The organism is uncultured Sphaerochaeta sp. (genome assembly GCF_963676625.2).
Classification (GTDB): Bacteria; Spirochaetota; Spirochaetia; order Sphaerochaetales; family Sphaerochaetaceae; genus Sphaerochaeta.
This window is the reverse complement of sequence record NZ_CAXXYB010000001.1, coordinates 192,578-216,420: the sequence shown is the minus strand read 5'-3', so window position 1 is coordinate 216,420 and position 23,843 is coordinate 192,578. Positions and strand designations below refer to the sequence as shown.

Here is a 23,843-nt window from a genome sequence, read left to right as displayed (position 1 = left end):
TCATGACTATAGGAATTGTTGGTGCTGGAGAAATGGCTTCCTATCACTATACAGGTTTTACACAGGCAGGAGCTTCCGTAGTGGCGGTTGCAGACAATAATTTTGGAAAGGCAAGAGCTTTTGCCGAAGAGAGAAAAATAGGGAAGGTCTTTGGTTCCTTGAAAGAAATGATTGACTCCTGCCCAGACTTGGATGCAATTTCCATTGTTACTCCGAATAAATTTCACCAGGAACTGGCACTGGAGGCCTTACGGGCAGGGAAGCACGTATATTGCGAGAAACCACCTGCAAGAAATGGGGCAGAGTTGCAACCTATGGTCGAGGCGGCAAAACTGTCCGGAAAAATCCTGTTATTCGATTTCAACAATAGGGTTCGCCCGGAAACGCAGGCAATGCATGCCTATATTGCCCAGGGCACTGTAGGAACCATCAATTCTGCCCAGGCAACCTGGATTCGAAGAGCAGGTATTCCTGGTTTTGGGGGGTGGTTCACCAATAAGGAACTTTCAGGGGGAGGACCTGTCATTGATTTATTGCACATGCTTGATTTGGCTCTCTATTTTATGGATTATCCAAAGGGTGCCTATGTGCTTGCCTCTACCTTTGATGATTTTATGGGCAATCCAGCATTCAAGGGTCCCTGGGGAATTGCTGATGGAACTGGTTTGACAGATGTGGAAACCGCTTGCCATGCACTGATTACTTTCAAGACAGGCCAATGCCTTTCAATACGGAATTCCTGGGCAGAAATGAATGAACGTGAAGTTGTTTCAGTTGTATTCCAGGGAACAAAGGCCGGTGGAAAGGTTGAGCGGTTATTTGGAAGGGATGGCTATGATGAGACAAGCATCGATACTTGTCAGCTCTATACCGAGGAGCATGGCAGGCAAGTAAACAGGGAAGTTCTCTTTGAGAAGGACGAGACCATGGGCCGTATTGCAAGTGCAATAAATTTTGTCGAGGCTATCCAAGGCTCGGCAAAACCTTTCAATACTCCTGAACAGGCCTTGCAACTCATGAAAATCATCGATGCAATCTATATCTCGGCCAATACAGGGAAACCCGTGGCTTTATAGTAGGAGAATGAAATGAAACGTATTGTAACATTAGCCTCGGGACAATTTGGCGATCTGAGTCTCGAGCAACTTTGTCCCTTGGCCAGGAAAATGGGTTTTGAAGGTATTGAATTGGCAACTCATGCGCATTTTGATGTCAGCAAGGCTCTTTCGGATGAATCATATATTCCGTATGTCAAAGGACTGTTGCAGAAAAATGATCTGCAATGCCTTGCCCTCAGTGCTCATCTCACTGGTCAGTGTGTATGTGATATCTGGGATGAGCGTTTGGATGGTTTTGCACCGAAACAATTAGCTGGACAGCCTGAGGCCATTCGTTCCTGGGCTATTCAGGAAATGAAGAATACTGCAAAGGCTGCAAGCCTGATGGATGTCAAGATTGTGACAGGTTTTACGGGTTCTCCCATTTGGGCTCGGTGGTATTCCTATCCTCAGACCTCTCAAAAAATGATTGATGAAGGATTTGCTTCCGTCTATGAGAGCTGGACTCCTATCTTTGATGTCTTTGATACCTATCAAGTCAAATTTGCCTTGGAAGTTCATCCTACGGAAATTGCCTTCGATTATTATACGACAGAACGGCTTCTCAAGTTATTTGGATATCGTCCCACCCTGGGCTTGAATTTTGATCCCAGCCATTTGTTGTGGCAAGGTATCGACGAAGTAGGGTTTGTCAGGAATTTCGCTGATCGGATATACCATGTTCATATGAAGGACGTGAAACTGACAAAAAATGGAAAGGGGGGGCTTTTGGGATCTTTTCTTCCTTTTGGAGATACTCGTAGAGCTTGGGATTTTGTTTCGGTAGGACATGGGAATGTAGATTTTGATGGAATAATCAGGGAATTGAATCTTGCACAGTATTGTGGTCCCCTTTCTGTTGAATGGGAAGACTCCGGAATGGATAGGGAGTTTGGGGCAACGGAAAGTTGCCAATACGTGAAAAAAATTAATTTCTATCCCTCGACTATGGCTTTTGATAGTGCCTTGAAGATAGATTGAAGAATAGGGAAATCAGTTGGGACTTGCCAAGTAGGAAACAAAAAACTTGGCAAGTTTTTGTATTTTCTGGAAGCTCATTTTTTTGGTTTTCCTCCTCTAAAGTGACAGAAATAAAAACATTTGCCGAAAGGAGACTCCGTAATGAAAGGAATCCTGTATTTTAAAACGGCAAATAGCGATTTTCACGAAATTTACTTGGTAAACATAGCCAGATATGTTATCTTATTGAGGTGGTTTATCATACAAACCTAGAAACCATAGTATATTGCGGCAAGGGAGTGGGGTTGGCAAATGCTTAATGTTCCTACTATACAAAGAGTAACGTTTCGTTGCCTTGAGGATGAATTTTGGTCAATTACAGAAGGTGGCGAAAAACTTGCGGCCTTTTTTGCTTGTCCCTATCATCAATTCAGTCAAATATACCACAATGCATTTTTGCAAATGCTTGTACGACCGAAAGTTCCCACTGTCGGGGATATTCATCTTTCAGTTATTCATGGGTTGACGGTTCTTTGTCAGGTAACCAGGGAACTTGAGGGATTTTCAATCAGTATTGATAAATTGCCATCGGAAGGCATGATCAGTGTGACCAACATAATGCATGTTGGTCTTTTTTGTTTTTCATCAGACACCACGATCAAAATTGCAAATGAGACTTTCTATCAGATGATTGGTTGCGACAGGGAATCCTTTTTCCTCAATCATGCCAATGACCTCGTATCGGTTGCAGGCTCATTTGTAAAACAATCACCCCATAAGTTCCCGATCACTCTTGCCAACGGAGAGCAGCGGGTTTTGCTTTTATATGCAGGAGAAACTGCAGGTTTCCTCTATATATTCAAGACAAATAATAATACGGAATTGCAGATATATCGGGAAACCCTTGTCGCCAGTGGAGTAAGAATATGGGAATATGACATTTCTGGACGAAATATAGTAGGCTTTGATTTCAGTAAGGAGGATATCAGTGCCTTGCAATCGTTGCACCAGAGTCTGGAAGATGGTGAAAAATCCTGCAATGCCACTGTTTTCCTTGATGGCGAAGATTCGCTTTCCCATTGTTATCATGTTCAATACCATCGAAAAGAGAATAGGGCCTTCGCGATTGCCCAGGATGTTTCCTTTCTTCCTGAACCCAACCGTCAGATACTTTTTGAGGAACAGTTCAGTCGTTCAAATACTTGTGACATGCTATCTTTAATGAAGGCCGATTTGACGAATGATCATTTGGTCAAGATTCAAAAGCAAGGATTTGATATAAAAGGTACCAATTCTCCTTTTAGCTACTCTGATTGGCTTGAACAGAACTTGTGTTCATTGGTCAGTGAAGAGGATAAGCGCATGTATCAGGAGCGTTTTAGCCTAGATGCCTTGCGTAAGGCTGCTTCTGAAGGAATACATACACTCTCGCTTGAATTCAAGATCAGGGATGAATTTGGATTTATCCGTTGGTTGGAGAACATGACTTTTCTTATAAGGGATACTGAGACGGAAATTCTCTATGCTGTAGAAATTTCCCGATATATCACCAACAAGAAAAAACTGGAACTGGCTTTGCCCGAAAAGGCCGTCAAGGATCCCGACAGTGGATTCTATGACCGCAATACAATAGCCCTCATGGTTTCATCTGCGCTCAAAAACGTGAATGATTTACATTCCAGTTATGCTTTTGCCTTGATAGATATCAAGGGCTTGAAGACGGCATCTTCCCCTGTCAAACATTCCTTTGTGCCTGCACTGGCAGAAATCTTACATCTTGGATTGTATGAAAGTTGTATTATTGGGCGATTTGATGGCTCGTTGTTCATCGTTTTCTTCGAACAGGTGGATAGTGCTGCGCAGGTTCGAAAAAGTTTGGAAAGACTATCGGGCATGATTGCCAATGCGTATATGTTCGTACCCGTTTCTCGATCTTTTTGGAGTAATATAGGATTCTCTGTAGGATGTTTCAATAATTCTGATACCTATCAGGTATTATTTGAAAAAGCCTCCCTTGCTTTGGATAAAGCCCATGAGGCAGGAAGAAATCAGATTTTTTCCTATGATTGGGAAGAGGGGGCGGTATCGGGCGGCACGTTCGCTCCTACCAGCAACCTTGATGAAAATGCAACTGGCGTGTTGCTAGGTTGCATGAATGCAACCTTGGCTTCCGAAAACCTTGTTTCTACCTTGCCTTTGGTACTTTCCCAGTTGGGTATGTATTATAAAGCCAAAAGGGTTTGCCTGCTTACCCAGGAACAAACAGGGGTCCTGGAAATCTCAGCTAGTTGGGAACCGGCCCATGCAAGCCATTCCTATGGAATTTTTGAAGTTGATCCCTTTGAGGAAATCTCGATGGTCAATGAAGTGGTTCATCTTGCAAATACTGAGGAAGAATATACAGCTCCGTGTTTTCTGGGATCTGACTTGTTGTTGGGAAGACTGAATGTATGGGGATTGAAAAAAGGATACCTTGTTGTTGTGAATCCGAATACGATCGAGCTTTCGGTCCTGGGCCGTTCAGCTCAATTAATATCGAGTAGTATGACAAAAAGAAGATTGCTCGACCGTCAAGAGTATCTTGTGTACCATGATTCGATGACTGGCTTGAAGAACTATAATGGGTACAACCAGTATGTATCAACCTTGCATGAAGATGCTCTGTCTTCCCTTGGCCTTGTCTTGCTCGATATCAATAATTTGAGGGACATGAATAAAAACTTTGGCAAGGAATATGGAAACGAGATTATAAAACTGATCACGGTGAATCTTCAGCAATTATTTCCCGATAACTCCTTGTTCAGAATTTCGGGAGATGAATTTGTCATTATCTGTGTGGACTTGACCTATGATTCGTTCAACCGTAAAGTAGCCAGGCTAGTTGCAATACTTGAGCAAGAGAAGCCTGGGGCAACGACGCTCGGACAAGCTTGGTCAGAAAATGATCTGCACGTTTCGGTTTTATTCAATCAGGCAAATATCGTTCTGGATGCAAGAAAACAAAATACTCGTGACCGATCGGCAAGCAAGGCCGATTATCAGCTAGCTGTAGAAAATCTTGTTCAAGCCATCAACCGGGAGGAGTATATCGTATACCTCCAGCCAAAAGTCAGTTCACGCTCAGCAAAGGTATGTGGGGCCGAGGCTTTGATCAGGCATATGGATCCCAAGCTTGGTTTGGTATCCCCAGCCCAGTTCATAGCCCAGATGGAAAAGGATGGTTTGGTAAAATTCATTGACCTCTTTGTCTTTCGGCAAGTTTGTCAAATGCTTCGCCGCTGGATGAATGATGGAATTTCCTTGTTACCCATTTCCCTGAATTTTTCACGGGTTACTTTGTTGGATGATGATCTTATTTCGTCGATGCTGGCAATCAAGGAAGAATACCTGATTGATAGTAGATTCATTGAAATTGAAATTACCGAAAGTTTCGGGGCCTTGGAGCGAAATCTGGTCAAGAAGGTAGCACAGGCAATCTCCGATGCAGGTTTCTGCATTTGCATCGATGATTTTGGGTCGGAATATAGCAATCTCAGTATTTTGACAACTCTTCCTTTAGGCATATTGAAACTGGACAAAAGCCTGATCAATAACCTTTGTACCAATGCGAATAACCAGGTCTTTGTCGATGGATTTGTCAGTATCTGCAGAAAGCTTGGAATTCGTACCGTAGCCGAAGGGGTGGAAACGGAGAGTCAGAAAGATATGGTCGTCGAAATGGGATGCGATATGATTCAGGGCTATTTCTATGATAAACCAATACCCATAGCAAATTTTGAACAAAAATATTTAGCTTAAAAATAGAATAAAATTACATTTTTTGCATAAGGAAATAGATTTTTACATTGCTTAGTGCTACAATCCTACCCAATATTGCTAAGAAAAGGCCTTTTTTTAGCCAGAAGGATTGGATTATGGAAAAGAAAAACATCGATTGGAGTAATCTGGGATTTGCCTATATCAAGACAGATAGCCGCTATGTTTCCTATTGGCGCGATGGTGCCTGGGATAATGGAGCCATGGTAGGCGATGCCGAAGTTACCATAAGTGAAAGTGCCGGTGTCCTCCAGTATTCCCAGACCTGCTTTGAAGGTCTCAAGGCCTATACCACTGAAGACGGCCATGTCGTGACTTTTCGCCCTGATATGAATGCTGCTCGTATGTCCGATACCGCCGATCGTTTGCTTATGCCTTCATTTCCTGTTGAACGGTTTATTGAGGCCATCGACAAGGTGGTCAAAGCAAATATTGCCTATGTCCCTCCCTATGGAAGTGGTGCTACTCTATATATCCGTCCCTTCCTATTCGGCAGCGGTCCCGTTATCGGTGTAGCTCCAGCGCCAGAATATATGTTCAGAATGTTTTGTACTCCTGTAGGGCCTTATTTCAAGGGTGGTGTAAAGCCTCTTCGCCTCCAGGTCAGTGCATATGATCGTGCCGCTCCTCATGGAACCGGGCATATCAAGGCAGGGTTGAACTATGCAATGAGCTTATATGCCGGAAATGAGGCTCATGCCAATGGTTTTGCAGAAAACATGTTCCTTGATGCAGCCACCCATACCTTGGTTGAAGAGACCGGGGGGGCCAATTTTATTTTTGTAACCAAGGATGGCAAGGTCGTTACTCCCAAGAGTCCCACGATTCTTCCTTCCATTACTCGTAGGTCCCTGATGCAAGTCGCCCGGGATTATCTCCATTTGGAAACAGAGGAGAGAGAAATACCCCTTACTGAAGTCAGTTCCTTTGCAGAGTGTGGTTTATGCGGTACTGCTGCGGTAATCTCCCCAGTCGGTTCTGTAAAGACTGCAGATGGTGAAATTAAATTTCCCAGTGGTATGGAACATATGGGTCCGATAACGCAGAAACTGTATGATACCCTTACAGGGATACAGATGGGAAGAATTCCTGCTCCAAAGGGTTGGATTCATACTATAGCCTAACTAGTTTTTTCTGGTAAAAGACCCTATCCAAATACATAAAGGATAGGGTCTTTTATGTTGTATACTGTTGCTGCAGAAAAGGAGTGGTTTTTTCATGAAACGTACTTGGAATAATGTTTTGTTGTTGATTTTTCTCGTATTTATGATCATTCCAGGGATGTTGTATGCCTCAGATGAAAAGTATGAGGGATGGAAAAGAATCGAGACCGCTCATTTTGAGTTGATATTTGAACCAAGGGATTTGGAATCTGCCCTTCATGTCGCTTCCTTTGCCGACGAAGTCTATGATGAGTTGACTGCTTTATTGAACTATGCACCGATTGAACATATTCCCGTGGTGATTTCAGGACGTACCAGTTGGGCAAATGGTTGTTACAGTTCCTTTCCTGCAACGGTATTTCTCTTTGTTACCAGCCCAGAGGATCGATTTTTGGGAGCCAGAAGTTCCGATTGGCTGAGGAGTCTGTTTGTCCATGAGGTGAGTCACTATATTCATTTGACCTCTCCCGTCGGAGTGGCAAAATATTTGAAAAAGATATTTGGGCCCGGAGTCTTGTCGATGTATTCGCCATTCATGGATGGTTGGTGGGTGGAAGGGTTGACCACCTACACGGAAACAAATTTTGCAGAAGGAGGGCGGGGCGATTCCTCCTTGTTTGCCTTGACCTACCAAGCTCCCCTACAAGAAGGGGCAATGTGGTCAATTCGCCAAGGTGCTTATCAATCCTCCTTTCCTCCTTCCGGGCGTATTTATACCACCGGCTATCTGATGGTCGACTATATCATGAGAACCTACGGGACGGATATATTTTCCAAGGTAAATACTCGGTTTGCCTGGTTTCCTTTTTTTGGTATTTCCCCTGCCTTGAAACAAGAGACTGGATATACTGCAAAACAACTTTTTACCTTTGCCCTTGCAGAAAAACAGAAAGGGATCGGAAACAGGAGCATATCTTTTTTTTCTCCCGCAGAAGGTAATTATTATCTTCCCTATGTAACAGAAAAAGGTCTTTTGGGATTTTCCTATACAAATGAAAATGGAGGGGCCTTGGTTTCCTATCAGGGGACGGATTGCAAGTTGCTCACCAAATTGCCCATAAGTGATCAGGATTCCCTTGGCATAGCATCAGATGGTCGATCAGCGGTATTTTCGATGTATTGGACAGACTCCAGCAACAAAGCCTCTCTTTCCCTGGCTTCTGTCGGGTATTCTGATTTGTACAGGTATGACTTGACTTCTGATTCCTTTACCAGGTTGACCTACGGTAAGTTGCTCTATGCTCCTGCCTTGAATTGCACAGGAACGCGTTTGATAGCCAGCCAGAGAGTGGATAGTCGATACAGACTTGTCGAAGTGGACCAGAAAACCGGGCAGCTGACAGTGCTGTACGAAAACCCCCAGGGCAGTATCTATGAACCAAAGATTTCCTCGGATGGAAAAAGCATCATCGCAATCGAAATTGTCGAGGGAAACTCCTGCCTTGTGGAAATTGAAAAGGACGGAACGAAAGTCCTATTGGTGGGGCCCTCAAAGGGAGAGATACGGAATCCGCGTTTCATCGATGGAGATACCATTTGGTTCTCCAGTGATGAAACCGGTATCTATTGTCTCTATGAAGTTTCACGCAAGACCTTGCAAGTACATGAACTGTTTTCTGATCAAATTGGAGTGCTCGGGGCTTTGAAAATGAAAGATTCCTTCATCTATCAGAGTTATACGGCAAAGGGGTTTGTCCTTGGTTCTACTCCGGTCTCGGCATGTAGTTTCTCACCGGTTTCCCTCAATGGTACCTTGCCAAAGTTGCAATCTATTGGGAAAGACGTAAAACCTGATGTATCGGTACAGCCTTATTTGGATTTTCCCCGATTCAACTTGTTCCTGCCTATGCCCTTTGATGATGGGAATTCCCTGACGCTCGGTGCTTGGATTCATTTCTCCAGTTTGTTGAGAAAACACCAATTCATTATCTATGGCGGCTATAGTTTTGCAAAGGATCTTCCTTTGCTGGAACTGAGTTATGCGTATACGCCAGGCCCCTATGAACTGACCCTGGAGGCGTTTGTCAATAAGAAGTATACCAATACAGAAAAGAGGCAACAGGCCCTGACCCTGGACTTCACCCTTCCGGTTTGGAAAGAGACCAGGGTGAAGACCTACCAGCAATTGGCTCTGGATACCTATTTTTCCGGTATTCTCAGGGACGATACTTCCCGTTTGGGATCTGCCTTGCAATTGGCATATCAAATCAACGGTCGATCAAATCCCAAAGATTATTTTGGTACGACTTCCTTGTTTTCCTATGCCGGAATCATGACCCAGTTCGATACCCAAACTGAAACTTGGTTCTTCAAACCCTTTGGTGGTGTTGAATCCAAATTGAAAGTTTTCCGAACCTCTCAGACGATTGGCCTTGATGTCGCTGTCCTTGCGAGCAATACCGGTATTCTTGCCACTGACCTTCCGTTTGACGGTACGATATATGGCAAGGGAGAAGGGGAAGCCAAAGCTTTGGTTTCTGTTCGCTATACCATTCCCCTAGGTCTTTTCGATCAGCCGATACCTTACGGGGGATTGACGAAAATGGGTCTCTCCTTGGTTGCCCAGAGTGCCTTTTATTATTCTACGGGGCATGTTGATTGGGAGCAAGATATTTATGTGGGAGGAAAACTATCAGTTAATTTGATTGTTGGTTCCTCTGCGATTCTCAAGCCTTTCGTTGGGTTGTCCATCAGTTCTTTTACGGGTGTGGCTACCTGGTATTTTGGTGTTGACAGTAATTTACAGATAGGGTCTTCCTCTCTTCCTGCATGGTAAAAATTGAGTGAAAAATAGAGTTTTTTCAGGCATCTTTGAAAAAAATCGACCAGGAATTTCTATTGGCTATCATTGCAATTTTTTTATATGTTTTTTTTGAAAAAAGATGGTTCTCCTAAGTGTTGTTTTTATTGAATAGTGCTACAATCCTCGTCAAAGATAACCGAGATGTTTGTAGGAACCTGGTTCCAAGAAAACACGAAAACTCGGGTTACCGCGATTGAAGGAAGTGAATCGTGGAACAATTCAATACCAAACAAGCAATTGTTATTGATGCAGACGAGCCTCCGCTTACGCGGAGAGACGTGCCTACTTGCACGTCATCGTACAGTCCCAAAAAGAGACAGGAACAGTTTGCCCAGAGTCCTCGAAAAGGTACCGAGATGAGCAAAACCACACAGTTCAGGAAAACATATTTCCCGAGCACGACAAACAAGGAATGGAACGATTGGCACTGGCAACTGGCCCATCGGATTACCACCTTGGAACAAATTACCAGGTTCTTGGAGCTTTCTTTTGATGAACGGCAAGCCCTTGAGCTATCCGGGACTCAATTTCCGTTTTCAGTCACTCCTTATTATCTAAGTCTTATTGATCTCAACGATCAAAACAGCGCAATTCGAAAAACCGTAATACCTTCCATCAAAGAATCCTTTACCTGTCCAGGGGAAAGTGAAGATCCCCTACATGAGGAGAATACCAGTCCTGTTCCCGGTATCGTACATCGTTATCCTGACAGGGTCCTTTTCCTGACTACAAGTTTTTGCTCAACCTACTGTCGGTATTGCACCCGGTCGCGTTTGGTTGGAGGGCATTCGGAAGCCTTGGAGAAACACTGGACCCAGGCTATCGAGTATATCAGAAATACTCCGGTAATTAGGGATGTCATAATTTCCGGGGGCGATCCCCTTACGTTGTCGGATGAACGCCTTGATTGGTTGCTCAATGAAATTTTCTCAATTTCTCATGTGGAGATGGTAAGACTTGGGACCAAGGTTCCCATGGTGCTGCCCCAAAGGATTACGCCCAAATTGCTGGGAATACTCAAGAAATATAAACCCCTGTATTTGAGTGTCCATTGCACCCATCCAGATGAAATTACCGAGGAATCCTCAAAGGCTTTCAATAAGCTTGCCGATATCGGGGTAGTCATGGGAAGCCAGACTGTTTTGCTCAAGGGAGTGAATGATTCGGTTGAAACCTTGACGGAACTGTACCATCGGTTATTGAAAGTCAGGGTCAAGCCTTACTACCTCTTCCAATGTGATCCCATTACCGGATCAGGGCATTTTAGGACTACCGTAGACAAGGGTAAGGAAATAATGCGGGGCCTGAGAGGGTTTACCAGTGGGTATGCCATTCCGCAATATGTCATCGATACCCCGGGAGGTGGGGGAAAGGTTCCCATTCTTCCCGAGTACGAAGTCTCCCGTGATGCAGATAACCTGTATCTTCGCAACTATGAGGGGAAGGTCTTCGCCTATCCCGACCGTGCCGAGGGCACAGACAATTGAAATGCTAGTCGGAATAACCTATGACCTGAAAGATGATTACCTTGCAAAAGGATATGCCCCGGAGAAGGTTGCTGAATTTGACAATCTTCAAACTATAGATGCGATTGATGAATCCCTCAGGTCTCTCGGTTATGAAACCCTGAGAATAGGGAACATCGAGGCTTTGGTCCAATTCCTTTCCAAGGGGAACCGATGCGATTTGGTATTCAATATTGCCGAAGGGTTGCACGGTTTGGGACGAGAGGCCCAGATTCCTGCACTCTTGGATGCTTATGCAATTCCGTATGTGTTTTCCGAAACCTTGGTGCTTGCCCTTGCCTTGCACAAGGGTATGACCAAGGCGGTAGTGGAGAAGGCCGGGGTTCCTACCCCAGAGTATGCCGTGCTTGAGAGTGTTCGGGACATTGCAAAGGTTTCCCTGCCATTTCCTCTTTTCCTCAAACCCATTGGGGGAGGGACCGGAATGGGAATCAGTGAGAGTTCCATCGTGAGGGATACTGTATCCTTATTGCAAGAGACAACACGGCTGTTGAAGGCCTTTGGACAACCGGTCTTGGCAGAACGGTTCCTTGAAGGAAGAGAATACACAGTCGGAATTACCGGTACGGGGGAGCAGGCGAGATGTGTTGCCGTAATGGAAATACTGGTGGATCCAAAAAGCGACCAAGGAGTCTATTCCTATAAAACCAAACAGGAATATTTGCAGTATGCAAAATATCGATTGGTATCTGGTCCTGTCGCCGAGGAATGTGAACGCGTTGCTCTTGGAGCTTGGCTCAGTCTTGATTGTCGTGATGGGGGAAGAGTTGATCTGAAAGAAGATGGACAAGGAAAGGTCTATTTTCTGGAAGTAAACCCGCTGGCAGGCTTGAATCCCGTGGATTCGGATCTACCTATTCTCTGTAGACTATCAGGCATCGATTACAAGACGCTTATCAGCAGGATAATGGACTCTGCCATGACCAGGATGTTTGGGGAAACAGCCTGATGAAGGTGTTGATCGTACATGACCGAGTTTCGAAAACACCTTCCAAGGATGAAGAGGATACCCTGCTCGAAGTGGAGCAGGTATCCAAGGTCCTGCAAGAAAAGGGCGATATCGTAACTTCTGTCGAGTTTTCCCTTAACCTTGCTGATTTCGGTGAATATATCGCAGAGTTTTGTCCTGATGTCATTTTCAACCTTGTGGAGACGCTGGAAGGCAGTCGTCTGCTCTATCTTGCCCCGGTTCTTTTTGAATCCCTGCATTTGCCCTATACAGGGGGAAATTCCCAAGGAATGTTTTTATCTTCGGATAAGCTTCTTGCAAAAGAATTGCTATTGGGCGCTTCCATTCCTACACCACGATGGTTCTCTTTTCGCAAGAGGCAGAAAGATCCATTGGATTTGGAAGTTCTCGTGGATCTTCCCCTGATTGCCAAACCAATTAGTGAAGAGGCTTCGGTAGGAATCAATGATGACTCTATTCTCACATTTTCTTCAAGCAAAGCTATCGAACAATTCTTATGCACGCATGACTTTGAAGGATTATTCTTGGAAGAATTCATTGAGGGGCGAGAGTTCAATATCTCTGTGCTCTGTGTAGAGGGAGAACCAAAGGTGCTTCCACCAGCAGAGATTGTTTTTGATGACTATCCTTTAGGAAAACCTGAGATAGTAGGGTATGAGGCGAAATGGGATGCAGATTCCTTTGCCTATTCACACACCCGACGGACTTTTGATTTTCCCCTATCTGACAAGCAACTTCTTGAGCGTTTGGAAAGTATAACCTTGCAATGCTGGAATCTCTTTGGTGCGAAGGGCTATTCACGGGTGGATTTTAGGGTTGACCGACAGGGAAATCCATATGTCCTTGAAGTTAATGTAAATCCTTGTATCTCTGATGACAGCGGATTTACCGCAGCTTGCGAACGATCAGGGATGACGTATGATGGAATGATCGATCGTATTATCCAGGAATGAAAGGAGTGCAGATGATTACCTATAGGGAAAAACCCAAAAAATCGGATGTCGAGGCCGTGGCCACCATTTTGAGGGACTCGGGATTTTTCAATTCCGAGGAACAGGAAGTCGGGGTCTCCCTGATAACTGAACGATTGGAAAAAGGTGAATCTTGCGAGTATTTTTTCCAGTTTGCCGAGGATGAAGGGCATGTATTGGGGTACACCTGTTTTGGTCCTATTCCAGGAACTCAATCGAGTTATGATCTCTATTGGATTGCAGTATCACCTTCTTTACAGAAAAAAGGGATCGGAACAGGCCTCTTGGTCCAAACCGAGTCAGAAATTGCCAAAAGAGGGGGCACTAGAATTTACATTGAGACCTCTTCCACTCCCCTGTATGTTCCGACACGTAGTTTTTATCAAAACAATTCTTACCTATTGGAAGCAGAACTTAAGGACTATTATGCTCCTTGTGATGATAAACTGATGTACGTAAAAATCCTGTAATGTTTTTGGAGGTAGATAATATGCTGAAGATAGTTCCCTACCAACATGCAGATCCCATTGAGGATTTTGATGGGTTGGTCAAACTGGTCCAGGGACAACTTTCATTTATCGGATATCAATTGGAAATCGAAGAAATATTGAAGGCAATAGAGAATTCCAGGAAGGAGGGCAGTCGTTCGGTATTCTTTGTTGCCTACGATAGTACTAACAAAGCCTGTGCCTTTGCTTTTGCAAACAGATGTTGTGGACTGGAAAATGGAGGAGATTATCTTTGGTTGAATGAACTCTATGTTTCCCGGAGCAATAGGACCAAGGGGTTAGGCTCCAAGCTTCTGGAATATATAAAAACCTGGGCCAAGAAAGAAGGTTGCGTGTATCTTGCCTTGGTTACCCATCCGACCAATGAGAAGGCCAAAGCGCTCTATCAGCAGAATGGGTTGGAATTGGAAAAGCTTGTCTGGGCAGATGAATATCTCTGATTCGTTACGGTCTGGCAACCTGTACAATGGTTTCCAGTATATCTTCAAAAGGTACATGCGCCTCGTTGGCTAAATGATAGAACCCATAGAAGCTGGGATTTCCGTTTATTTCCAGGACCCAGGGTCTATTTTGCTTGTCAATACGGAAGTCGACTCTTGCATATCCTGAGAGAGCAAAGACTTCCCAGCACTTTCTAGCAATGATTTTCAAATTTTCGACCAAGGGAAAATCTTCTTCCGCCGTCTGGTAGTTGGCTATGATATGGTTGTACCCAAATGTATTTTCTGTCCATTTTGCATCATAGGTGATAATTTTATCTTTATGATTCTCCTCGAATCCCTGGAATACCCATTCATAAGGGGCAAGGATCTTTGGATTCTCCAAGGACCCATACATACAAACAGTAAATTCCCTTCCTTCGATGAACTGTTCTGCAAAGCATTCTTTTCCTGTGTCTTTTTGCTTCAATTCAATTTTTGCCTGCACTGACTGCAGACTTTCTGATACTACCAAGGAATTGTCATCCAATCCGATGGAGGCATCCTCACTGACTGGTTTTATCAAGTATCGCAAGGTATTTGAGGGTACAAACCCACCGTGCTCTTCTTGATAAACCCAAAAGGGGGTATCTATTCCCTTGCTTGCCATACGACGTTTGGCCAGTAGTTTATTAGTTGTGGAAAATAATGCATTGAACGAGCAACCCGTGTAAGGAAGATGAAGGTATTCCAGAATTCCCGGAACCAGATAGGCCAGGGTTTCTTCTCCAGGAATGGAATCGACAAGGTTGAACAGTAGCAACGGAGTTTTTTTATTTTCTTCCAAAATACCCTGTAAGGTTCCTAGTGAAAAGGGAACCAATCGGGTGACATAGCCTTTTGCATCCAAAAGTTGGGCGATCCATTTGGCTTGGGTGAGAATATCCAGGACATCTTCGGGAGAGTCCTTTTGTACTTGATTGTGAAGGATGATGATAGATGGTTGTGTTCTCATGTAATCCTTGGGGAATTCAGCACTGTCGAAAAGGCAGGAGGGTGAACCTCTTCTTGTATCTATAGGCATTATCGAGCGTCTCCCATTGTTCGATTCCCAGTAGCTCCTGTCAAGTCCTCACAGAGTTTCTGCCAAAGAATTTCGGAGAAACTGGTATATCCCTTTGTCAAACTTCTTATTCTTCTCGTTCGGCGAACTCCAGCCAACGGTTTTCCATCTCCTCAAGTTCTTCGGCATGTAATTTGTATGCTTCAGTACGTTGTGCAAGAGTCCCCAATTCAGTGTCTTTTGCATCAGAAAAACTTGCTTCAAGTTCTGTTTGCAAGCCTTGCAAGGCTTCCATATTTGTCGAAAGTTGCTCAAATTCCTTTTTTTCCTTGAAGGTGAGGCCTTTCTTTTTTTCTGAACGGCGGGAATCTGTAACGGAAGAATTTTCCTGTTTCTTGAGGTTTTGCGCTTGTTTCTGCTCTTCTTCCTTTCTTTCTGCCAGATCTTGCCTCCATTCACTGAATGGCCCTGGGTAGGATAGGATATCTTCATCTACTCCCAAGACAAATAACTGGTCGCATGTGCAGTCGAGAAAAGCACGGTCGTGGGAAACCACCAGGGTACAACCTGCAAAATCCTGGACGTATTGCTCAAGGTTTTCCATGGTTTGCAAATCCAAGTCATTGGTTGGTTCATCCAGCATCAAAAAATTTGGATTTACCATAAGGCGGGAGACCAGATACAATCGACGTTTTTCACCGCCTGATAGAGTACCAATGGAAAGTCTATGCATTGAAGAAGGGAAACCAAAGATCTCCAGGAATCTGGCAGCCGTCACTATCTGGTCTTCACTGAGAGTAATGCGTTCACTGATGTCCTCTACATATTCAAGGATCGTCTTGGCGCTATCCAGATTTCTTCCTGTCTGATCATAATATCCAAAAACGGTATTAATTCCTGCATCGACAATGCCGCTATCTGCACTGAGGTGCCCACACAGCAAATCAAGCAACGTTGATTTACCGGATCCATTAGGGCCTACGATACCTATCTTTTGTCCCTTGGTGAAATTGAAAGAAAAGTCCTTGATGATGTTTTTAGCACCAAAGGCCTTGTATAGATGTTTTACTTCAAGTATTTTCTTGCCGATACGTCGGGAGCCTGAGGTAAAACTTGTCTGTTCAACATCTGCAACGGATTGCTGGGAATCGAGCATTTTCGCGATTCTGTTCTTTCTGCTGCTATCTTTACCTGTCCTTGCCTTGGCGCCTTGTTTCAGCCATTGCAGTTCTCGTCTAAGAATCGTATTGAGTCGATCTTGTTCTTTTTGCATATGTTCAAGACGCTCGGCTCTTCGTTCAAGATATTCACTGAAGGAGCCAGGATGGAAATACATGGAACCGCGGTCAAGTTCGAGGATTGAATTGCATACCGCATCCAGAAAGTATCGATCATGGGTTACGATGATCATCGTGGCACTGTTTTGTGAAAGATATTTCTCCAGCCACTCGATGGTTTCGATATCCAGGTGGTTGGTCGGTTCATCCAAAAGCATCATGGTCGGTTTGGCGGCAAGAACCCTCGCTATTGCGACTTTCTTCTGCATTCCTCCTGATAGCGTTGCCATACTCTGGTCGAGTACTTCATACAACCCTAGTTCCCCTAAGAGGGAAATGAAATCGTTTTCCAGATTCCAGGTTCCAGTGGTTTCTATTTGGTCGGTCAGTTTGATGAGCCTTTGCTCCACGGCACCGGTATGTTCCTGACTGATAAGGTCATGGTACTCATTTATAAGGGAGATTCGATTGCCTGTCCCTTTGTAGAGATAGGATCGGACAGTGTCCTCTTGTTCGAAGTCCACTCCTTGATCGAGCATGACCAGATCGGTATCGCGAGCCATCGATATAGTCCCTGTATCGGGAGGGAAATCCCCACGCAAGAGGTGCAGGAAGGTTGATTTTCCTGACCCATTATGGCCAATTAGCCCTACGTGGTCACCACCTTCGAGGCCGAAGGCAACTTCCTGGAACAAAGGTGCGTCATTCAAAGTTTTTGAGATTGATTCCAATGAGAGAACATTCATACCAGAAGGGTATCGAAAGAAGACAAACGGTGCAATATCAAGCGGCTAAAAAGAGTATGGCAATGCCTCCTATCGATACGAAAGTTCCGATAATGCTGGAAGTTGTCAGTTTTTTATGAAAAATAAACTTATCCACAGGAAGCAAGAGTATAGGGGATATCTGTACCAAGGTGGTTACGATACCTACGGGGGCCAGCGTAAAGGCCTTCATTTGCAATGTCATACCAAGCACAGGTCCGACGATTGCCGCAAGGAAAAGGAGTCCGAATCGCTTGGGGTCCCGAAAAGCCTTGAACTGGGATTTGGCGTTTCGTTTGATCAAAAAATCATAGAGAAAGAAAGCAAAAAGGCCTCCCATATTTCTCAGTAGGTTCGTAGAAACAGGACCTGTGGTTTCCAGTGCATATTTTGCCAGGATGAGAGAAATGGCTTGCAAAATAGAGGCAACTATTGCCATTGCAAGACCTTTTGCACGGTTCTTTCCAGAAAGATCCTTCAGGCGGTGTCGCATTTCAGAAATTACCATGAAAATGACACCACTTATCGTCAAGAGAATTCCCATGATTTGCATCGCTATCAAGGTTTCGTCAAACAGAAAATAAGACAACACTGCCGTTGCTACAGGTGATAGCATCATGATGATAAGCGATTCCCTTGCCCCAAGCCAGACATACGCCTGAAAAAGCAAGAGGTCCGTGAGAAAATATCCGATGACACCACTGAGAAATAAGAATAGATACGTCTGGCCGGAAAGTCCCATGGGAAAACAGGAACCCTCCGTTAGATAGGTAAGCAACATAATGGCAGGGAGGGCTATCCACATACGTATATGGGCTACGGCATCCGAGCCTACCCGTTCTCCGAGATACCGATAGGCTACTGAGTTTTGAGCCCAGCATCCTGCTGTCAGCAGAGCCAAAAGTTGTCCAAAAACCAAATTTGAATCCATGATGGCACACAATAGCATATCCGCTCATCCGGGGCCAGTATCATTCTGCAAAAAAAGGCATGTCCTCATTCAGTCAAAGACATGCCACAGAAACGCAAAGGTTTGAAGACTTACCTACCTTCCTTATCAAATAGTTCTAGCTGGTTGGCCAGGGTATTTGGATTGTCAAAGTTTCTTTCCCTACGTTTGTTGAATATAGAGTAGAGGACAGGGGAAAGAAAGAGTGTCAAGAATGATCCTGTAAGCAGTCCACCGACGAAGGTAACGGCAATTGGTTGCATCATTTCTGCTCCGCTGCCGGGGAAGAAGGCCAACGGAATCATTCCCAGTACCGTAGTGAGTGTGGTCATCAGGATTGGGCGCAAGCGTGTCCTGGCCGCCGTCAGACAAGCTTCCTTGACAGGAACACGTTTTGCAACGAGCTGATTGATTGAATCGACCAGAACAATACCGTTGTTTACAACGACTCCTATGAGAGCAATGATTCCGACGATGGAGAACAAGGTGAAGTCCTGTCCCATGACCAAGTGAATGAATATGACACCTATCAACAGAAGTGGTATGGTGGCAAATATGATGAAAGGGTCGACAAGCGATTCAAACTGTGCGGCCATGACAGCAAATACCAACAAGAGCGCAAGGATGATAATCATCACCAACGTCGGTCCATAGGTAGCGAATTGTTGCATATCACCGCTTTCATTGACAGTGACACCTTCGGGAATCAAAAGATTCTCATCAAGTGCGGTTTGTATTTTTGCCTGAACCTGATTTGCGGAATATCCGTCTGCCAGGCTTGCTGTGACCTTGTTTACCCGTTCCTTGTTTTTTCTGGTGATTGTTTGGGGGGCTTTGCTATTGGTAAAGGTAGCAATACTATCAAGTCTAACTGTTCCGTTTGGAGTGTCTATAAGTAGATTGCTTAGATCATTAGCCGTTTGCATGGAAGTTGGGTTCATTTCGACGTCTAAATCATAGGTTGCGTCACTGCTGAAGGTGCTGAGGGTTGTGGCTGTAGTTCCGGCTAGGGCATCAGTAACAGCTGTATTGATGGTTTCCATCGATACTCCCAAATCATTTGCGACCTCCTTGTCTATTACTATATTAATTTTAGGCGATCCATCTTCCAAATCCGTAGAGACATTGGTTGCCTCAGGGACAAAGGAATTGATGATGGAGGCAATCGAATTGGTTGTCTCGGTGATATCCGAGATATTGGATCCTGTAATGCTAATTTCAATAGGCGTGCTATTCCCAGGTCCTCTGCCTCCACCAAAAGTCCAGGTAGCCGAAGGATTGCTGTTTAACAGAGGTCGTACCAGATTTTTGATATCTGTCGCACTGTATTTCTGTTCGGAAACATCAGGAAGGCTTATTACCATTGATCCTGTGTTGGTTTTTCCAACATTGATCATTATTTGGGTGTAGGAATCAAGAGGCAGGGCTTTTGCCAATTCTGATTGCAAGGCAAATAATTCACTTCTGGTGGCGCTCTTGGTAGTTCCAGCAGGCAAGGTCAGGTTCAGGGTGACAGAATCATCAGAGTTCATTGATGGAGTCAAGCTTATTCCGATTCCACTGAAATGCTGGAAACTGAAAATGAGTAATAAAGCGAGAAGCAGGACCAGTAACAGACGATTTGACAAGAAATAGCCCAACGCCTTCGCATATGCATTCTGTAGTTTTTGCTCAAAGCGGAGGTATACGGAATCCATCCATTTCAAGGGTTTGAAACGAAGAGGTTTCTGTACTCGGGTATCCAGACGGAGAATGCTTCCTGTAAGGGCCGGAACAAGAGTCAAGGCGACAAAGAGCGAAGCAATCATGGCGATACAAACGGTGATGATCAAATCCTGGAACATGATGCCTATCATTTCCAAATTATTCTTGAAAATAAAGAGAGGGATGAAAACACAGAGGGTAGTGAGGGTCGAGGCAATGATGGCTGTGCTCATGTTCTCACTGCCGAGGATTGCCGATGCGGCGGTTCCGTGTCCTTTTTGCCGATAGTTATAGGTATTCTCCAAGATAATGACCGAGGCATCAACTATCATTCCTATACCCAGGATCAAGCCACTCAGGCTCATACTATTTAGGGTGATGTTGAACATCGACATGACCATCATGGTAAGGAGGAGTGAAATAGGCATGGAAAGAGATATGATCAAGGTTGCCTTGAGGTTTCTGAGGAACAAGAAAATAACCAGGGCTGCAAGGATTATCCCTTCTATAGCGCTTTTATAAACCTCATTGAGAGTACTGGTAATCATGGTTGTCGTATCTTCTTGGATGGTCAATTTCATCCCAGAAGGCAAGGCGCTGTTGATGGAAGGCAATGCTGCCCTTACAGCGTTGGCAACAGTTGTAGCATTGCTATTGCTATCATTGTTCACGGAGAGTGTAACAACCGAGGATCCATCAAGATAGCGTTCCTTGAAACTTCTTTCTGTGTCAACTTGCGATGATCCTATGTCTCTGACATGGATTGGTACTCCATCAAGGGTAGTGATTACGGTGCTTTCAATATCAGAAATAGTGAAATATCTTCCATCCAAGGTTACTGAATAGTCAATATCGTTCTGGGTAATGGTACCGTTGGTTCCTTGGATGTTTCGATTGGCCAAGGCGGTTTTGACATTGGTGAGAGTGAGATTATATGATGCCAGTTTGATAGGATCTACCTTTACGGTATATATTCTGGTACCTGTACCTGCGACATCTACAGTCGAAACACCTTTGATACGTAGAAGCAATGGGCTAGCTGTGTCATCGGCAACGGACTTCAACGCGCTTTTGTCTGAAGAACCACTGATAACTAGAGTCATCAAAGACGAGAGGGAGGTGATATCAAGTTGCATAACCTGTGGGGCATCAGCCCAACTGGGTAGACTGTCGGTAAGCAAGTTAATAAGTCTTGTTACGTCAGTCTCTGCCTGATCGAGATCGGTTCCATAGTCGAACTCCAATACGAGACGAGCTTCTCCGGTTGAGGATTCAGAGGTCATGGTATTCAGATTCTCCACGGACCCCAAAGAATTTTCCAATACCCTTGCAACTTGTAACTCGATTTCCTCTGGGCCTACATCATTGCAGTTGACCCTCACGGAGATGATTGGCATGTCGACGGAAGGATAGAGGGCAATGTTTATGCGTGAAACAAATATGGCAGCAATTACCAAGAGAAGTACATATACCATGGTAATAAGAACAGGGCGCCTGACGGACAATTCACTCAATTTCATGGTTACTCCTCGATAATCTTGATTGCGGAACCGTCAACGACGGATCCTGCAACGATAATTTTCTCATCACCTGTCAGGCCTGAAGTCACGACGCTTTTAGTATCATCAGAACTTGAGGTGGTTATCGATACTCGTTTTGCTTTGTTATCGACGGCTATATAGACGACAGGTTTTCCTAGGTAGGTGGTGATGGCATCGGTCGAAATAGTCAAACAAGAATCTATTTTTTCGGTTACCAGTTTTAGTGTAACGTACATTCCTTCCTTGAGCTTGGGATTATTTTTGTCAAGGGAAAGTGTTACCTTGAAGGTTCGATTACTCGAATTTATTGTAGGGCTGATAAGAGTGACGGTTGCTTCTTCCTGTTCCTCAGGCCAAGCTGCCGTAGTAAATATAGCTTTGCTTCCAACTTCAATGGTAGAGAGATAGCGTTCAGGCAGGTAAGCGATTATCTGCAGGTCACCGGCTTCCACGAGGGTGGCTAAACCTGTACTTGTGGTGATTTGTTCCCCAATATAAGCGTCCACCGAAGATACTGTACCCCCTGTGGTAGCCGTGATGGATGAAGGTTTGTATTGATTGCCCGGAGTTGAGGGGTCCACAGTCCCAATGATGTCACCTGCTTTCAGTACGTCACCCTCCTTGATGCTCAAGGCTGTGAGCTTTCCTCCTGTGAGAGTGCTTGTAAGGGAAATTGAAGCGATGCTGTTTTCCAATTCTGCCCCGAGGGTAGTGTATTTTGTAAAGGGACCTGATGTAACGGACTCAACCGATACATTGATTATATTATCCTGCTTCTTCACTTCAGAAAGAGGACCTTGTGTTTGACCTTTTGATGAGTTGATTAAATTATTTCCTACGATAGCTGCAAGAACGATACAAATAGCAACCAAAATAATAGTTACGATTTTGTCAAAGGATGATTTTTTTTCCATGATATGCTCCTAGTTGGTGATTGTTATTACGGATGAATCGACTTCAAGCAGATAGCTCAAATCGTAGAGAGACAAAGTGTATTCAAGGTTCTGTTGAACAATGGCGATATTGGAACTCTGGACTTCTGTCAGACTGTCTTGCAAATCACTGAACGTTGAAAGACCAGCTTCATAGGATTGTTGAACCAAAACCAATTGTTCCTTGGCGAGTGCGTTATGTTCCTTGAGTTTTTTCAAAGTGCTCAGGGCTTGTTGGAGTGCTGTATATGCTGTTTTTACTTTAGCTTTGAGGGAAGTCACTCCGCTTTCATATTCAGCTTGTGCTATTTCCACTCCATATTTTTTGCTATCAAGTGAGACCTGGGAAGAGGAATTCTTCAGATAAGCATCCAAGGGAACGGAAACTCCAACCGAGATACTGGTGGCATCTGCGAAAGTAACCCCTGAACTGGAGATGGAACCAGATAATCCTGTTGAGGCACTTACACTGAGTGTCGGGCTGAGGGCAGTGCTTTTCTCGCTTGCCAGATTAAGTTTTGCTTGTTGTACTGCAAGGTCGAGGGTCTTTACCGTCGTTGTTTTCATTGTCAGCGCTGTCAGTGCATCCAAGGCTTGCACTGTCTTGAGTGTTGGAAGATCATCCATTTCCCAAGTGTCTGATTTTCCCAACAATAAATTTAGGGAGTCAATTGATTTCTCTGTAGTAATCTGTGCCTCTTGAAGAGTAAGTTGTGAATCATAAAGGGCTAGTTTTGCTTCGTTGACTGCCAATTGTGTAGTGAGTCCTGCCTCGTATCGTTTTTGTGCCTGATCATAATAACGTTGCTCTTTTTCAACTGTAGCTTGTTCACTTGTTTCTGCAAGCTGTGCTGCGACTACATTCCAATATGCGGTCGTGACATTGGCTTCTACGGTATTGAGAGTGCTTTGGTATGTATTCTGTGCAGTAATTGAAGAAAGAGCCAATTGTTTTCTTGTATAGCTATTCGAGCTGTCCAGACTAAAACTTATACCTCCTACCGAATATGTTGTATCAATGGAGTTATTTGCTATGCTTCCTACTGTCTTTACTCCCAAATCCAAGGAAATGGAAGGAAGATAAGTGTTTGTTTCACCTTCGCGTAAAGCTTGTTGGAGGGTGAGGGTAGCAACCTTGATAGTGCTGTTGCTTCCCCTTGCAGCATCCAAGGCTTGTTCAAGGGTGAGACTGCTTGCAAAGAGGCCTGTCCCCATTATAAGGATAAGGCAGAGAACTGATATTTTTCTAATCCGCATACAAAGTGCTCCTAAAAATATTTATACTGCTTAAAATAGCATGAAACGGTAGTTGTTTTATTCGTTAAATAGCGATAGAAACATGGAGGAATGTGTAGTTTTTGTGTAGTGAACGTAAAAAC

General features: G+C 44.3%; 16 protein-coding genes. 10 read left to right on the top strand and 6 right to left on the bottom strand.

Annotated features, from left to right (window positions below; translation table 11 throughout):
• Window positions 1-2: 2 nt before the first annotated feature.
• The 10 genes from ACHZBG_RS00955 (at window position 3) to ACHZBG_RS00910 (ending at window position 14,255) form a co-directional block, all read left to right on the top strand.
• The gene (locus tag ACHZBG_RS00955) at window positions 3-1,076 is read left to right on the top strand and encodes a Gfo/Idh/MocA family oxidoreductase (protein ID WP_320127562.1); all 1,074 of its coding nucleotides are present in this window, start codon (window positions 3-5) and stop codon (window positions 1,074-1,076) included.
• Window positions 1,077-1,088: 12 nt separating this feature from the next.
• Window positions 1,089-2,078 carry a sugar phosphate isomerase/epimerase gene (locus ACHZBG_RS00950; RefSeq protein WP_320127561.1) on the top strand — a complete coding sequence of 330 codons (990 nt, stop codon included), beginning with the start codon at window positions 1,089-1,091 and terminating at the stop codon, window positions 2,076-2,078.
• 291 nt (window positions 2,079-2,369) lie between these two features.
• The gene (locus ACHZBG_RS00945; RefSeq protein ID WP_320127560.1) at window positions 2,370-5,855 is read left to right on the top strand and encodes an EAL domain-containing protein; all 3,486 of its coding nucleotides are present in this window, start codon (window positions 2,370-2,372) and stop codon (window positions 5,853-5,855) included.
• A 116-nt stretch (window positions 5,856-5,971) separates the two neighbouring features.
• The gene (locus tag ACHZBG_RS00940; RefSeq protein WP_320127559.1) at window positions 5,972-6,997 is read left to right on the top strand and encodes a branched-chain amino acid aminotransferase; all 1,026 of its coding nucleotides are present in this window, start codon (window positions 5,972-5,974) and stop codon (window positions 6,995-6,997) included.
• Window positions 6,998-7,091: 94 nt separating this feature from the next.
• A complete protein-coding gene (locus ACHZBG_RS00935) occupies window positions 7,092-9,812 on the top strand; it encodes a hypothetical protein (protein ID WP_320127558.1) in 2,721 nt (906 codons plus the stop codon).
• A 236-nt stretch (window positions 9,813-10,048) separates the two neighbouring features.
• A complete protein-coding gene (locus ACHZBG_RS00930) occupies window positions 10,049-11,326 on the top strand; it encodes a KamA family radical SAM protein (protein WP_320127557.1) in 1,278 nt (425 codons plus the stop codon).
• A gap of 1 nt (window position 11,327) precedes the next feature.
• Window positions 11,328-12,314: an ATP-grasp domain-containing protein gene (locus ACHZBG_RS00925; protein ID WP_320127556.1), complete on the top strand. Its 987-nt coding sequence runs from the start codon at window positions 11,328-11,330 to the stop codon at window positions 12,312-12,314.
• Window positions 12,314-13,288 carry an ATP-grasp domain-containing protein gene (locus ACHZBG_RS00920; protein WP_320127555.1) on the top strand — a complete coding sequence of 325 codons (975 nt, stop codon included), beginning with the start codon at window positions 12,314-12,316 and terminating at the stop codon, window positions 13,286-13,288. Before ACHZBG_RS00925 ends, ACHZBG_RS00920 begins: the two co-directional genes overlap by 1 nt.
• Window positions 13,289-13,299: 11 nt before the next feature.
• The gene (locus ACHZBG_RS00915) at window positions 13,300-13,776 is read left to right on the top strand and encodes a GNAT family N-acetyltransferase (protein WP_320127554.1); all 477 of its coding nucleotides are present in this window, start codon (window positions 13,300-13,302) and stop codon (window positions 13,774-13,776) included.
• 20 nt (window positions 13,777-13,796) lie between these two features.
• Window positions 13,797-14,255 (top strand): GNAT family N-acetyltransferase, encoded by a 459-nt coding sequence (locus ACHZBG_RS00910; protein WP_320127553.1) that lies wholly within the window; start codon window positions 13,797-13,799, stop codon window positions 14,253-14,255.
• A 4-nt stretch (window positions 14,256-14,259) separates the two neighbouring features.
• Here ACHZBG_RS00910 and ACHZBG_RS00905 read toward each other — a convergent pair whose 3' ends face one another.
• The 6 genes from ACHZBG_RS00905 to ACHZBG_RS00880 form a co-directional block, all read right to left on the bottom strand.
• Entirely contained in the window at window positions 14,260-15,318 is a 1,059-nt protein-coding gene (locus ACHZBG_RS00905) for a D-alanine--D-alanine ligase (protein ID WP_320127552.1), read from the bottom strand.
• A 106-nt stretch (window positions 15,319-15,424) separates the two neighbouring features.
• Window positions 15,425-17,320, bottom strand: a complete 1,896-nt coding sequence (locus ACHZBG_RS00900) for an ABC-F family ATP-binding cassette domain-containing protein (RefSeq protein WP_320127551.1) — start codon at window positions 17,318-17,320, stop codon at window positions 15,425-15,427.
• A gap of 37 nt (window positions 17,321-17,357) precedes the next feature.
• On the bottom strand, window positions 17,358-18,269 hold the full coding sequence (locus tag ACHZBG_RS00895) for a DMT family transporter (RefSeq protein ID WP_320127550.1): 912 nt from the start codon (window positions 18,267-18,269) through the stop codon (window positions 17,358-17,360).
• A 110-nt stretch (window positions 18,270-18,379) separates the two neighbouring features.
• Window positions 18,380-21,511 (bottom strand): efflux RND transporter permease subunit, encoded by a 3,132-nt coding sequence (locus tag ACHZBG_RS00890; RefSeq protein ID WP_320127549.1) that lies wholly within the window; start codon window positions 21,509-21,511, stop codon window positions 18,380-18,382.
• Window positions 21,512-21,513: 2 nt separating this feature from the next.
• Complete coding sequence (locus ACHZBG_RS00885) at window positions 21,514-22,446, bottom strand: efflux RND transporter periplasmic adaptor subunit (RefSeq protein ID WP_320127548.1); 933 nt, start codon at window positions 22,444-22,446, stop codon at window positions 21,514-21,516.
• A 9-nt stretch (window positions 22,447-22,455) separates the two neighbouring features.
• Window positions 22,456-23,721, bottom strand: a complete 1,266-nt coding sequence (locus ACHZBG_RS00880; RefSeq protein ID WP_320127547.1) for a TolC family protein — start codon at window positions 23,719-23,721, stop codon at window positions 22,456-22,458.
• Window positions 23,722-23,843 lie beyond the last annotated feature (122 nt).